Here is an 11,786-nt window from a genome sequence, read left to right as displayed (position 1 = left end):
GGGCAAGCCCGCTCCTACAGGGTGGGAGCGGGCTTGCCCCGCGATGAATTCACCGCATAAAAAAAGCACCCCGAGGGGTGCTTTTTTACTGCCCGATCGAAACTCAGCGCTTGATCGAGGCAGGCAGGTGCGGCTGGATAGCAGTCAGTACGGCCTTGAAGCACTTGGTGTTGCCGGCAACGATGTGGCCCTTCTCGAGGAAGTCGTGGCCGCCGGTGAAGTCGCTCACCAGGCCGCCGGCTTCCTGGATCAGCAGAGTGCCTGCCGCCATGTCCCATTCCGACAGACCCGATTCCCAGAAGGCATCGAAACGACCGGCAGCCACGTAGGCCAGGTCCAGGCTGGCAGCACCGGCGCGGCGGATGCCGGCGGTCTGGCCGACCAGGGCGCGGAACATGCCCAGGTAGTTGTCCAGGTCAGCCATCTGGTTGTCGCGGAACGGGAAGCCGGTACCCAGCAGGGCGCCTTCCAGGCTGGTGCGAGGGCTGACGCGCAGGCGACGGCCGTTCAGCTGGGCGCCACGGCCACGGCTGGCGGTGAATTCTTCCTGGCGGACAGGGTCCAGAACCACGGCGTGCTCAAGGCGGCCACGGTATTTGCAGGCGATGCTGACAGCAAAGTGCGGAACGCCACGCAGGAAGTTGGTGGTGCCGTCCAGCGGATCGATGATCCACTCGTAGTCCTTGCCTTCTTCGCCGCTGCCAGCGTGCAGGCCGGTTTCCTCGCCACGGATGGTGTGGTTCGGGTAGGCCTTGCGCAGGGCATTGATGATGCTTTGCTCGGCAGCACGATCGACTTCCGAGACGTAATCCTTGGCGTCCTTTTCATCAACCTTGATGCTATCCAGGCGCTCGATGGAGCGGAAAATCAATTCACTGGCGCTGCGGGCGGCGCGCAGCGCGATATTCAGCATGGGCTGCATGGACGTTTCACCTGGGTCGTTAAAGAAAGCCGAACATTCTAGCAGAAAACTTTGCGCGAAGAAGTGTGACATTTGCTTTCGTAGCGTAAAGTCGGACGGTTGGGTAAGATTTGCTCCTTCTTTTCCGTGTCTGTGAGCGCCTGCCTTGCTGCAAAATATTCGTGTTGTTCTGGTCAATACCAGCCACCCCGGCAATATCGGCGGCGCTGCGCGTGCCATGAAAAACATGGGCTTGTCGCGCCTGGTGCTGGTCGACCCGCTGGATTTCCCGTCGCCCGAGGCCGATGCCCGTGCCTCCGGTGCCGACGATGTGCTGGCTGGCACCCAGGTGGTGGCCACCCTCGAAGAGGCACTGGTCGGTTGCAACCTGGTGCTCGGCACCAGTGCCCGTGACCGCCGCCTACCCTGGCCGCTGGTCGATCCGCGCGAGTGCGGCACCAAGGTCATCGAGCAGGCCGCCCAGGGCATGGAGATCGCCCTGGTGTTCGGTCGTGAGCATGCGGGCCTGACCAACGAAGAACTGCAGCGCTGTCACTTCCATGTGCACATCCCGTCCAATCCCGACTTCAGCTCGCTGAACCTGGCGGCGGCGGTGCAGGTACTGGCTTATGAGGTGCGCATGGCCTGGCTGGCGGTCGAAGGTCAGGCGCCGAAGGTGCAAAAGCCCGAGGCGGGCAGCGAAGAGCTGGCGACCATGGATGAAATGGAGCTGTTCTACGAGCACCTGGAAAAGACCCTGGTGGAGATCGGCTTCCTCGACCCGCAAAAGCCCAAGCACCTGATGCCGCGCTTGCGCCGGCTCTATGGCCGCAGCGCGGTCAACCGTTCGGAAATGAGTATTTTGCGCGGCATCCTCACGGAAACCCAGAAAGTGGTCCGGGGCGAGCCGCATAAGCGGAAGGATCAATAGATGTTCGAGCGTCTGCGTGAAGATATCCAGAGCGTTTTCCACCGTGACCCGGCGGCGCGCAATGCCTTTGAAGTATTGACCTGCTACCCGGGCATGCACGCCATCTGGCTGCACCGCGGCGCTCATGCCCTGTGGAAGCGCGACTGGAAATGGCTGGCGCGGCTGGTGTCGAACTTCGGCCGCTGGATGACTGGCATCGAGATCCACCCGGGGGCCAAGGTCGGCCGGCGCTTCTTCATCGACCATGGCATGGGTATTGTCATCGGCGAAACCGCCGAGATCGGCGATGACGTCACCCTGTACCAGGGCGTGACCCTGGGCGGTACCAGCTGGAACAAGGGCAAGCGTCACCCGACCCTGGAAGACGGCGTGGTGGTCGGTGCCGGGGCCAAGGTGCTGGGGCCGTTCACGGTCGGTGCCGGGGCCAAGATCGGCTCCAATGCGGTGGTGACCAAGGCGGTGCCGGCAGGCGCTACCGCGGTTGGCATTCCCGGGCGGATCATCGTCAAGACCGACGATGGCGTGGAGGCCCGGCGCAAGGCCATGGCCGAGAAGATCGGCTTCGATGCCTACGGGGTCAGCGAGGACATGCCCGACCCGGTGGCCCGCGCCATCGGTCAGTTGCTCGATCACCTGCAGGCGGTCGACGGGCGCCTGGAGGATATGTGCGGTGCCCTGAAGAACCTCGGCAGTGACTACTGCGCCAAAGAGTTGCCTGCACTGCGCGAAGAGGACTTCGCCGAGATCAAGGATGAGGCGCGCAGCAACTCGCCTGCGCAGTGACAGAAGGGGCGTGCGCAAGCGCCCCTTAGTTTGCTATCATTCGGCCGCCCTCCCGCGGCAAACCCGACTAAAGCACTAGGTCTTATAGTTGACTTAAATGCTCGGGAATAGCATACTCGCTCCCATCCCGTAACCCCGTGGTACCTACTAGCCATGCGACTGACTACAAAAGGCCGATACGCCGTGACCGCCATGCTCGACCTGGCGTTGCACGCGCAGCATGGGCCGGTGTCTCTGGCCGACATTTCCGAACGCCAAGGCATTTCCCTCTCTTATCTGGAGCAGCTGTTTGCAAAGCTGCGCCGTAGCAGCCTGGTTTCCAGTGTGCGCGGCCCTGGCGGCGGCTATCAGCTGTCGCGAAGCATGGAGAGCATTCAGGTCGCCCAGGTCATCGATGCGGTCAACGAATCGGTCGACGCCACACGCTGCCAGGGTTTGGGTGACTGCCACGCTGGCGACACCTGCCTGACCCACCACCTGTGGTGTGACCTGAGTCAGCAGATTCACGAGTTTCTCAGCGGCATCAGCCTGGCTGACCTTGTCACTCGCCGTGAGGTACAAGAAGTCGCCCAGCGCCAGGACCTGCGTCGTATCGCAGGCCGGGCACCGCAGCTGGACAAGATTGAGACGTCCGCCGTCGAATGACCGTTTCGACGCGCGGCGCGACCGCCTGATAGGAGATATTCAATGAAGTTGCCGATTTACCTCGATTACTCCGCGACCACCCCGGTCGATCCACGCGTTGCCCAGAAGATGAGCGACTGCCTGCTGGTCGACGGGAACTTCGGTAACCCGGCGTCGCGCTCCCACGTCTTTGGCTGGAAAGCCGAGGAAGCGGTCGAGAACGCTCGCCGCCAGGTCGCCGACCTGGTCAACGCCGATCCGCGGGAAATTGTCTGGACCAGCGGTGCAACCGAGTCCGACAACCTGGCAATCAAGGGCGTCGCGCACTTCTACGGCACCAAGGGCAAGCACCTGATCACCTCCAAGATCGAGCACAAGGCGGTCCTGGACAGCACGCGCCAGCTGGAGCGTGAAGGCTTCGAAGTCACCTACCTCGAGCCGGGCGCCGATGGCCTGATCACCCCGGCCATGGTTGAAGCTGCCCTGCGTGACGACACCATCCTGGTCTCGATCATGCATGTGAACAATGAAATCGGCACCATCAACGACATCGCTGCCATCGGCGAGCTGACCCGCGCTCGCGGCGTCCTGTTCCACGTCGATGCCGCGCAGTCCACCGGCAAGGTCGAAATCGACCTGCAGGCGCTGAAAGTCGACCTGATGTCGTTCTCCGCGCACAAGACCTACGGTCCTAAAGGCATCGGCGCGCTGTATGTCGGCCGCAAGCCTCGCGTGCGCCTGGAAGCCACCATGCACGGCGGCGGTCACGAGCGCGGCATGCGTTCGGGTACCCTGGCCACCCACCAGATCGTCGGCATGGGTGAAGCCTTCGCCATCGCCAAGGAACTGATGGCCAGCGAGAACGTGCGCATCAAGGCCCTGAGCGACCGCTTCTACAAGCAGGTCGAAGGCCTGGAAGAGCTGTACATCAACGGCAGCATGAGCGCGCGCATCCCGCACAACCTGAACCTGAGCTTCAACTACGTCGAAGGCGAGTCGCTGATCATGGCCCTCAAGGACCTGGCAGTGTCTTCCGGTTCGGCCTGTACCTCGGCCTCGCTGGAACCGTCCTACGTACTGCGCGCCCTGGGCCGCAACGACGAACTGGCTCACAGCTCCATCCGCTTCACCTTCGGTCGCTTCACCACCGAAGAAGAAATCGACTACGCCGCGCAGAAAGTCTGCGAGGCCGTAACCAAGCTGCGCGAACTGTCGCCGCTGTGGGATATGTACAAAGACGGCGTCGACATCTCCAAGATCGAGTGGGCTGCGCACTAAGTAGTCGCCGGCAAGAGCGGCTCTCTGATGAGGAAGGAATTGCACCATGGCTTACAGTGAAAAGGTCATCGACCACTACGAAAACCCGCGTAACGTCGGCAAGATGGATGCCGAAGATCCGGACGTCGGCACCGGCATGGTCGGCGCCCCGGCGTGCGGCGACGTAATGCGCCTGCAAATCAAGGTCAACGAGCAGGGCGTTATCGAAGACGCCAAGTTCAAGACCTACGGCTGTGGTTCGGCCATCGCCTCCAGCTCCCTGGCCACCGAGTGGATGAAGGGCAAGACCCTGGACGAAGCCGAAACCATCAAGAACACCCAGCTGGCCGAAGAACTGGCGTTGCCGCCGGTCAAGATCCACTGCTCGGTGCTCGCCGAGGACGCCATCAAGGCGGCCGTACGCGATTACAAGCAGAAGAAAGGTTTGCTCTAAGTTCGCCTGTTGCAGGTAAGGAGTTTCGATGGCTATCAGCATGACAGAGGCGGCCGCCAACCACGTGCGCCGCTCCCTTGACGGACGCGGCAAAGGCGTTGGCATTCGCCTTGGCGTGCGTACCACCGGCTGCTCGGGCCTGGCCTATGTGCTGGAGTTCGTCGATGAGCTGGCCGATGAAGACCAGGTCTTCGAAAGTCATGGCCAGAAAGTGATCATCGACCCGAAAAGCCTGACGTACCTCGACGGTACCGAACTGGATTTCGTCAAGGAAGGGTTGAACGAAGGCTTCAAGTTCAACAACCCCAACGTGCGCGGTGAGTGTGGCTGCGGCGAAAGCTTCAACGTCTGAGGCTGCGCGTGGGTACTCCTTGTCATTTCGCCCTGTTTGACCTGCAACCTGGCTTCCGCCTGGACCTCGACAAACTGGCCGTTCGCTATCGCGAGCTGGCCCGCGAGGTTCATCCGGATCGCTTCGCCGATGCTTCCGAACGTGAACAGCGCATTGCGCTGGAGCGTTCGGCTGCGTTGAACGAGGCGTACCAGACACTCAAGAGCGCGCCCCGGCGTGCCCGCTACCTGTTGGCGATCGGCGGTCATGAAGTGCCGCAGGAAGTCACCGTCCATGATCCCGAGTTCCTGCTGCAGCAGATGCAATTGCGCGAAGAGCTCGAAGACCTGCAGGACAGTGCCGACCTCGATGGTGTCGCCGTCTTCAAGCGTCGCTTGAAAGTCGCCCAGGAAGCGCTCAACGAGGACTTCGCCGCCTGCTGGAACGATCCTGCCCAGCGCGACCAGGCCGAACGCCTGATGCGCCGCATGCAGTTTCTCGACAAGCTCGCCTATGAAGTGCGCCAGCTGGAAGAGCGCCTCGACGATTAACCCGGCGCTGCCTTTGGCGGCGCCCCTGGTATTCAGATAAGCATGGCCCTACTGCAGATCGCCGAACCCGGTCAGAGCCCTCAACCGCACCAGCGCCGCCTGGCGGTGGGTATCGACCTTGGCACCACCAACTCCCTGGTTGCAGCCCTGCGCAGCGGCCGCAGCGAGCCCCTGCCCGATGCACAGGGCAAGGTCATCCTGCCGTCTGCGGTGCGCTACCACGCCGACCGCATCGACGTCGGCCAGGTCGCACGCGATGCCGCCTCCAGCGACCCGCTCAACACCGTGCTGTCGGTCAAGCGCCTGATGGGTCGTGGCCTGGCTGACGTCAAGCAGTTGGGTGAGCAGTTGCCCTACCGCTTCGTTGGTGGCGAGTCGCACATGCCGTTCATCGACACCGTCCAGGGCGCCAAGAGCCCGGTCGAAGTCTCGGCCGACATCCTCAAGGTGCTGCGCCAGCGTGCCGAAGAAACCCTCGGCGGTGAGCTGGTAGGAGCGGTGATTACCGTGCCGGCCTACTTCGACGACGCCCAGCGCCAGGCCACCAAGGACGCTGCGCGCCTGGCCGGCCTGAATGTGCTGCGCCTGCTCAACGAGCCGACTGCCGCGGCGGTCGCCTATGGCCTGGACCAGAATGCCGAAGGCCTGGTGGCCATCTACGACCTGGGTGGTGGCACGTTCGACATTTCGATCCTGCGCCTGACCGGCGGTGTGTTCGAGGTGCTGGCTACCGGTGGCGACAGCGCCCTGGGCGGCGATGATTTCGACCACGCGATTGCCAGCTGGATCGTCGAGCAGGCCGGCCTGTCCTCGGACCTCGATCCGGGTGCCCAGCGCCAGCTGCTGGAAACCGCCTGTGCCGCCAAGGAAGCCCTGACCGATGCCGATGCGGTCCAGGTCACCTATGGCAACTGGCAGGCCGAGCTGACCCGTGCCGCTTTCGATGCCCTGATCGAACCAATGATTGCCCGCAGCCTCAAGGCCTGCCGCCGCGCCGTGCGCGACAGTGGCATCGAGCTGGAGGAAGTCGGCGCGGTGGTCATGGTCGGTGGTTCGACCCGCGTGCCGCGCGTGCGCGAGGCGGTCGGTGCACTGTTTGGCCGTACCCCGCTGACCGAGATCGACCCGGACCAGGTGGTCGCCATCGGCGCCGCGATCCAGGCCGATACCCTGGCCGGCAACCGCCGTGATGGTGGCGAGTTGCTGCTGCTGGACGTGATTCCGTTGTCCCTGGGGCTTGAGACCATGGGCGGGCTGATGGAGAAGGTGATTCCGCGCAACACCACCATCCCGGTCGCCCGTGCCCAGGAATTCACCACCTACAAGGATGGCCAGTCGGCGATGATGATCCACGTGCTCCAGGGTGAGCGCGAACTGATCAGCGACTGCCGTTCCCTGGCCCGTTTCGAGCTACGCGGCATTCCGGCTATGGTCGCCGGTGCGGCGAAGATCCGCGTGACCTTCCAGGTCGACGCCGACGGCCTGCTCAGCGTCTCGGCCCGTGAGCTGGGTTCGGGGGTCGAGTCGAGCATCCAGGTCAAGCCGTCCTACGGCCTGACCGACGGCGAAATCGCCCGCATGCTCAAGGACTCTTTCGAACATGCCGGTTTCGACAAGGTGGCGCGCCAGCTGCGCGAGCACCAGGTCGACGCCGAGCGCCTGCTCGAAGCGGTGCAGGGCGCGCTGGACGCCGACGGCGACCGGCTGCTGGACGCAGAGGAGCGTCTGGCTATCGAGCACCAGATGCAAGAATTGCGTGATTTGATCACCGGTACCGATGGCGCGGCCATCGAGCAGCAGACCAAGCGTCTGTCGCAAGTGACCGATGCCTTTGCCGCCCGTCGCCTTGATTCGACGGTAAAAGCCGCGTTGGCCGGGCGCAACCTGAATGAGATCGAGGAGTAACTGATGCCGCAGGTGATTTTTCTGCCCCACGAGAGGTTCTGTCCGGATGGGATGGTGGTGGAGGCTGAAACCGGTAAGTCCATTCTTGAAGTGGCCCATGACAACCACATCGAGATCGAGAGCGCCTGCGGCGGCGTCTGCGCCTGCACCACGTGCCACTGTGTCATTCGCGAGGGCTTCAACTCGCTGAATGAGGCCGACGAGCTGGAAGAAGACTATCTCGATCGTGCCTGGGGCCTGGAGCCTACCTCGCGCCTGACCTGCCAGGCCAAGGTCGGCACCGAGGACCTGACCGTCGAGATCCCGAAATACTCGCTCAACCACGCCGCCGAAGCGCCGCATTGATCCCGGAGTCAGCATGAGCTTGAAATGGATTGATGTACTTGAAATTGCAATCCAGCTTGCCGAAAGCAAGCCGGAAGTCGATCCTCGTTACGTGAATTTCGTCGACCTGCACGCTTGGGTGCTGGCATTGCCGGAGTTCAGTGACGATCCGCAACGTGGCGGCGAGAAGGTTCTCGAAGCCATCCAGGCGGCCTGGATCGAAGAAGCCGACTGAGCGCACTCAGCAGGTTAGGCAATCCCCCGGAACCCGCGTATAATTCGCGGGTTTAATTTTTCGCTTCACTTAACGTTTCTGGAGTTTTCCATGGCTGTTCAACGTACTTTCTCGATCATCAAGCCTGACGCCGTTGCCAAGAACGTGATCGGCAAGATCACCACCCGCTTCGAAGACGCCGGCCTGAAAATCGTTGCTTCGAAAATCAAGCAACTGTCCAAAGCCGAAGCCGAAGGCTTCTACGCCGAGCACAAAGAGCGCGGTTTCTTCGCTGACCTGGTTGCCTTCATGACTTCCGGCCCAGTCGTTGTCCAGGTTCTGGAAGGCGAGAACGCCATCGTTCGCAACCGCGAGCTGATGGGCGCTACCAACCCTAAAGAAGCTGCTCCTGGCACCATCCGCGCCGACTTCGCCGAGTCCATCGACGCCAACGCCGTTCACGGTTCGGACTCCGAAGCCGCTGCTGCTCGCGAAATCGCTTACTTCTTCGCAGCTACCGAGGTAACCACTCGCTAAGCCAAGGCTTACGGGTGAGGGTGAATCCATGACGACATCTGCTGGCAAAACTAACCTGTTGGGGCTGACCCAGCCGGAAATGGAAAAATTCTTCGACTCAATCGGGGAGAAGCGCTTCCGTGCCGGTCAGGTAATGAAATGGATTCACCACTTTGGCGTCGATGATTTCGACGCCATGACCAACGTCGGCAAGGCCCTGCGCGAAAAGCTCAAGGCGGTTGCCGAGATTCGCGGTCCGGAAGTGGTCAGCGAGGACATCTCCAGCGACGGCACCCGCAAATGGGTGGTGCGCGTGGCGTCCGGCAGCTGCGTCGAGACCGTGTACATCCCCCAGGGCAAGCGTGGCACGCTGTGTGTCTCGTCCCAGGCCGGTTGCGCCCTGGACTGCAGTTTCTGCTCCACCGGCAAGCAAGGATTCAACAGCAACCTCACCGCCGCCGAAGTCATCGGCCAGGTGTGGATTGCCAACAAGTCGTTCGGCAGTGTTCCGGCTACCATCGACCGTGCCATCACCAACGTGGTGATGATGGGCATGGGTGAGCCGCTGCTGAACTTCGACAACGTGGTCGCCGCCATGCACCTGATGATGGACGACCTCGGCTATGGCATTTCCAAGCGCCGGGTGACCCTGTCCACCTCCGGCGTGGTGCCGATGATCGATGAGCTGGCCAAGCACATCGACGTCTCCCTGGCCCTGTCGCTGCACGCGCCGAACGACGCGCTGCGCAACGAACTGGTGCCGATCAACAAGAAGTACCCGCTCAAGGTCGTGCTGGATTCGTGCATGCGCTACATGTCGGAACTCGGCGAAAAGCGTGTGCTGACCATCGAGTACACCCTGCTCAAGGACGTCAACGACAAGCTCGAACACGCCGTGGAAATGGCCGAGCTGCTCAAGAACGTGCCGTGCAAGATCAACCTCATCCCGTTCAACCCGTTCCCGCATTCCGGTTACGAGCGGCCGAGCAACAACGCCATCCGCCGGTTCCAGGATCACCTGCACCACGCCGGCTTCAACGTGACGGTGCGCACCACCCGTGGTGAAGACATCGACGCGGCCTGCGGCCAGTTGGTCGGCCAGGTGATGGACCGCACCCGCCGTAGCGAGCGCTATATCGCCGTACGTCAGCTGAACGCCGACAGCGATATGCAAGACAGCGCTGCACGGAACTGAAGAGAGGATCTCCATGACCCTGCGCGTTGCGCTGTCGATCCTGTCGCTCGCCCTGCTTGCAGGCTGCGTGTCGGGCGGGAGTCCGGACGCGCTCGTCAGTCGCGAGGGTAGGGCACAGGCCGTGCAGGCCTACGTGCAGTTGGGGTTGGGTTATTTGCAACAAGGTTTGACCGAACAGGCCAGGGGGCCGCTGAAAAAAGCCCTCGATATCGATAGCCAGGATGCCGCCGCCAACGCTGCCCTGGCTTTGGTCTATCAGGCCGAGGACGAGGCAAGGCTTGCCGAGACGCACTTTCGCAAGGCCCTGGCCAGTCGCCCGCAGGACACGCGGATCCAGAACAACTACGGCAGTTTCCTTTATGCTCAGGGGCAATTCGCGCAAGCGCAGCAGATGTTTGCCCAAGCCGCGACCGATACGCTGTATCCTGAGCGTTCCAGGGTGTTCGAAAACCTCGGCCTGACGGCCTTGAGGCTCGGCCAGCGCGAACAGGCGCAGGCCTACCTGGTAAAAGCTTTGCGACTCAACCAGCAGCAACCGCGCGCGTTGCTGGAAATGGCTGAGTTGTCTTACGAAGACAGGCATTATGTGCCGGCCCGTGACTACTTCGATCGTTTCAGCCAGCTGAGCGACCACAGTGCCCGCAGCCTGTTGCTGGGCAGTCGCCTGGCCAGTGTCTTCGAAGAACGGAACAAGGCCGCCGATATGGGCCTGCAATTACAACGACTTTATCCCGGTTCGCCGGAATATCAGCAATACCTGTCGGAGCAATGATGAAAGCGGCGCATCCCGAAGTAGCAGCAGCGACTCGCGAGAATCCAGGCGAGATTTTGCGTCAGGCCCGTGAGAGCCGGAGCCTGTCGCAGGCCGAAGTGGCCCGCAAGCTCAACCTGACCGTGTCCTCGTTGAACAATCTTGAAGCCGGCGCCTTCGACAAGCTGCCTGGGCACACCTTTGCCCGCGGCTACATCCGCGCTTACGCCAAACTGCTGGACATGGACCAGGCCGCCCTGGTGCAGGCCTTCGACCGCTGCACCGGCACCCACGCCCAAGGCAGCGAAGTGCATGCCCTGGGCCGCATCGAGGAGCCGGTGCGCCTGTCGCACAATATCCTGCGTGTGGTCAGCCTGGTGATCCTGGTGGTGGTGATCGGTGGCGGCTTCTTCTGGTGGCAGGACCAGAGCAGCCAGCGTGGCAAGGACCTGGTCAACATGGCCCTGGAGCATGTCGAGGTCGAAAGCGCCGACGGCACCACCCAGATTCATCCGCTGGACGAGCCGGAAGACCAGGCGGTCAACGCCTCCCAGCAGCCGGAAAGCACGCCGCTGAACCTGGAACAGGCCCCGGCCTCGACCGAGCAGCCGGCGGCTGAAGCCCCGGCAGCAGTGGTGCCGGCCAGCCCGGTAGCACCGGCTACACCGGTTACCACTACCCCGGTTGCCCCGGTAGCGGTGGTTCCGGCTCCAGCCCCAGCTCCGGTCGCCCCTGTGGCACCGGTCGTCGTCGCCAGTGCACCTGCTGCGCCCGTGGCGCCAGCCCCGGCGGCTCCGGTAGCGGCTGGCAGCGGCCAGTTGCACATGCAATTCACCGCCGATTGCTGGACCTCGGTCACCGACGGCAATGGCAAGGTGCTGTTCAGCGCCATCAAGCGCAAGGGCGACAGCCTGGACCTGAACGGCAAGCCGCCGTTCTCCGTACGCCTGGGCTTTGCCCGTGGCGTGCAGGTCAGCTACAACGGTCAGGCCGTCGACATCAAGCCGTTTACCAGTGGCGAAACTGCTCGCCTGAAGTTGGGACAATAA

Annotated in this window: 15 protein-coding genes; 14 read left to right on the top strand and 1 reads right to left on the bottom strand. The window is 62.6% G+C overall.

The window, feature by feature from the left end; all coding sequences use genetic code 11:
- Positions 1 to 103: 103 nt before the first annotated feature.
- The gene (suhB, locus tag M2D63_RS04805; RefSeq protein ID WP_285861665.1) at positions 104 to 922 is read right to left on the bottom strand and encodes an inositol-phosphate phosphatase; all 819 of its coding nucleotides are present in this window, start codon (positions 920 to 922) and stop codon (positions 104 to 106) included.
- A gap of 145 nt (positions 923 to 1,067) precedes the next feature.
- Here suhB and trmJ point away from each other — a divergent pair, with 145 nt between their 5' ends.
- The 14 genes from trmJ to M2D63_RS04735 all read left to right on the top strand — a co-directional run bounded on the left by trmJ (position 1,068) and on the right by M2D63_RS04735 (position 11,786).
- Complete coding sequence (trmJ, locus tag M2D63_RS04800; protein ID WP_285861664.1) at positions 1,068 to 1,832, top strand: tRNA (cytosine(32)/uridine(32)-2'-O)-methyltransferase TrmJ; 765 nt, start codon at positions 1,068 to 1,070, stop codon at positions 1,830 to 1,832.
- Complete coding sequence (gene cysE / locus M2D63_RS04795) at positions 1,833 to 2,615, top strand: serine O-acetyltransferase (RefSeq protein ID WP_285861663.1); 783 nt, start codon at positions 1,833 to 1,835, stop codon at positions 2,613 to 2,615. It begins immediately after the preceding gene.
- A gap of 153 nt (positions 2,616 to 2,768) precedes the next feature.
- Positions 2,769 to 3,260 carry a Fe-S cluster assembly transcriptional regulator IscR gene (gene iscR, locus M2D63_RS04790; protein ID WP_038614519.1) on the top strand — a complete coding sequence of 164 codons (492 nt, stop codon included), beginning with the start codon at positions 2,769 to 2,771 and terminating at the stop codon, positions 3,258 to 3,260.
- Positions 3,261 to 3,302: 42 nt separating this feature from the next.
- The gene (locus M2D63_RS04785) at positions 3,303 to 4,517 is read left to right on the top strand and encodes an IscS subfamily cysteine desulfurase (protein WP_285861662.1); all 1,215 of its coding nucleotides are present in this window, start codon (positions 3,303 to 3,305) and stop codon (positions 4,515 to 4,517) included.
- A gap of 46 nt (positions 4,518 to 4,563) precedes the next feature.
- Positions 4,564 to 4,950, top strand: coding sequence for a Fe-S cluster assembly scaffold IscU (iscU, locus tag M2D63_RS04780; RefSeq protein WP_040261926.1), 387 nt, complete (start codon positions 4,564 to 4,566; stop codon positions 4,948 to 4,950).
- 28 nt (positions 4,951 to 4,978) lie between these two features.
- Positions 4,979 to 5,302 carry an iron-sulfur cluster assembly protein IscA gene (gene iscA, locus M2D63_RS04775; protein ID WP_133216614.1) on the top strand — a complete coding sequence of 108 codons (324 nt, stop codon included), beginning with the start codon at positions 4,979 to 4,981 and terminating at the stop codon, positions 5,300 to 5,302.
- Positions 5,303 to 5,310: 8 nt separating this feature from the next.
- Positions 5,311 to 5,832 (top strand): co-chaperone HscB, encoded by a 522-nt coding sequence (hscB, locus tag M2D63_RS04770; RefSeq protein WP_285861661.1) that lies wholly within the window; start codon positions 5,311 to 5,313, stop codon positions 5,830 to 5,832.
- 42 nt (positions 5,833 to 5,874) lie between these two features.
- A complete protein-coding gene (gene hscA, locus M2D63_RS04765; RefSeq protein WP_285861660.1) occupies positions 5,875 to 7,737 on the top strand; it encodes a Fe-S protein assembly chaperone HscA in 1,863 nt (620 codons plus the stop codon).
- Between the two features lie 3 nt (positions 7,738 to 7,740).
- A complete protein-coding gene (gene fdx / locus M2D63_RS04760; RefSeq protein WP_285861659.1) occupies positions 7,741 to 8,082 on the top strand; it encodes an ISC system 2Fe-2S type ferredoxin in 342 nt (113 codons plus the stop codon).
- A 13-nt stretch (positions 8,083 to 8,095) separates the two neighbouring features.
- Positions 8,096 to 8,296: a Fe-S cluster assembly protein IscX gene (iscX, locus tag M2D63_RS04755; protein ID WP_285861658.1), complete on the top strand. Its 201-nt coding sequence runs from the start codon at positions 8,096 to 8,098 to the stop codon at positions 8,294 to 8,296.
- A gap of 90 nt (positions 8,297 to 8,386) precedes the next feature.
- Positions 8,387 to 8,812 carry a nucleoside-diphosphate kinase gene (gene ndk, locus M2D63_RS04750; RefSeq protein WP_285861657.1) on the top strand — a complete coding sequence of 142 codons (426 nt, stop codon included), beginning with the start codon at positions 8,387 to 8,389 and terminating at the stop codon, positions 8,810 to 8,812.
- Between the two features lie 28 nt (positions 8,813 to 8,840).
- Positions 8,841 to 9,986, top strand: a complete 1,146-nt coding sequence (gene rlmN, locus M2D63_RS04745; RefSeq protein WP_285861656.1) for a 23S rRNA (adenine(2503)-C(2))-methyltransferase RlmN — start codon at positions 8,841 to 8,843, stop codon at positions 9,984 to 9,986.
- 13 nt (positions 9,987 to 9,999) lie between these two features.
- Entirely contained in the window at positions 10,000 to 10,758 is a 759-nt protein-coding gene (pilW, locus tag M2D63_RS04740; RefSeq protein WP_285861655.1) for a type IV pilus biogenesis/stability protein PilW, read from the top strand.
- Positions 10,758 to 11,786: a RodZ family helix-turn-helix domain-containing protein gene (locus M2D63_RS04735; protein ID WP_285861654.1), complete on the top strand. Its 1,029-nt coding sequence runs from the start codon at positions 10,758 to 10,760 to the stop codon at positions 11,784 to 11,786. The genes pilW and M2D63_RS04735 overlap by 1 nt, the downstream gene beginning before the upstream one ends.

The sequence above is a fragment of the Pseudomonas sp. BJa5 genome, assembly GCF_030272875.2.
GTDB lineage: Bacteria > Pseudomonadota > Gammaproteobacteria > Pseudomonadales > Pseudomonadaceae > Aquipseudomonas.
Note: the sequence above shows the minus strand (reverse complement) of the source record. Positions and strands in the feature narration are given on the sequence as shown.